The organism is Limosilactobacillus reuteri subsp. porcinus (assembly GCF_036621895.1).
GTDB classification, from domain to species: domain Bacteria; phylum Bacillota; class Bacilli; order Lactobacillales; family Lactobacillaceae; genus Limosilactobacillus; species Limosilactobacillus reuteri_J.
Genome location: NZ_LN887476.1, coordinates 1 through 1,165 on the forward strand (window position 1 = coordinate 1; position 1,165 = coordinate 1,165).

A 1,165-nucleotide genomic window follows, 5' to 3' on the forward strand; every position below is an offset into this window, starting at 1 on the left:
CTAACTCCAATATTTCCATGCTTTTTACTCATTGTAATTACCTCGCTTTTTATTTTTCGCGGTTTGTAAAATTAAGTTAGAAAAATAAAAAGCCATTTGTGGTAGACTTTTGAATACCCATACATCAAAAGAAAGGACACCACAAATGACCTACCATCATCTTACCATAGACGAACTAACGATGATCGCTAATTTTCGTGACCAAGGAGTAAAAGCCTACCGGGCTGCCAAACTTTTGCACCGGAGCTTAGAAACCGTCTACCGAGTTTATCGCTTTCTGGCCGCCGGCCACACGCTCCAAGAATATTACCAACACTATCGTGAAAACAAGGCTCATTGCGGTCGGAAGGCTATTCAATTGCCCACTGATGAGGTAACTTATATCAAAGCCAAAGTGGCTCAAGGCTGGACGCCAGACACAATTATGGGACGCGCTGAACGGCCACTCAGCTGTAGTATGCGGACACTTTACCGCCTTTTCGAGCGGGGCAATTTTGATGTGCGGACCTTGCCGATGAAAGGCAAGCGTCGCCCCAATGGTTACGTAGAACGGCGGGGGAAGGCCGGTCAACTTGGCCAAAGCATTCACCAACGGGCTATCGACTTTCCCAACTTTAACCGTGAATTCGGCCACCTTGAAGCCGACACCGTCCAGGGCAAAGGACATCAGGGCGCCGTTATGACTTTGGTAGAACGGACTTCCAAAGTCGAAGTGATTCTTAACGTCCATAGTAAGACGGCCACCAGTGTGATCCAGCACTTACAGGAATGGTTGGCAAAGTTTCCACCCCACTTCTTCAAGTCGATTACCTTCGACAATGGGAAGGAGTTCGCTGACTGGCGAGCAATTGCCAACCAATTTGACCTCCAGACCTACTTTGCCGAGGTGGGGGCACCTAACCAACGGGGGTTAAACGAGAACAACAACGGCCTTCTGCGGCGCGATGGGCTCCACAAAGGCCGCGATCTCCGCCACCTAGCTGATGAAGAGGTTGCTCAAATAATGAGTTACCGGAACAACATTCCTCGCAAGTCATTGGGCTATCAAACACCTTACGAGGTATTCATGAAGTATGTCACTGATGAGCAACTACTTTTTTTCTAACTTAAATTGACATTTCGGGTGAAAAAAAAGCTGAATTGATATCTTTAGGGTTGAGTGATG

At 47.4% G+C, this 1,165-nt stretch carries 1 protein-coding gene; it reads left to right on the top strand.

Features of this window, described 5'->3' with window-relative positions; genetic code table 11:
- Nucleotides 1–145: 145 nt before the first annotated feature.
- On the top strand, nt 146–1,105 hold the full coding sequence (locus AACL61_RS08705; RefSeq protein ID WP_086118372.1) for an IS30 family transposase: 960 nt from the start codon (nt 146–148) through the stop codon (nt 1,103–1,105).
- Nucleotides 1,106–1,165 lie beyond the last annotated feature (60 nt).

Bases quoted from the DNA above. Each gene is read 5' to 3' on its own strand.
- AACL61_RS08705 (WP_086118372.1), top strand. From the start codon at position 146: ATGACCTACCATCATCTTACCATAGACGAACTAACGATGATCGCTAAT.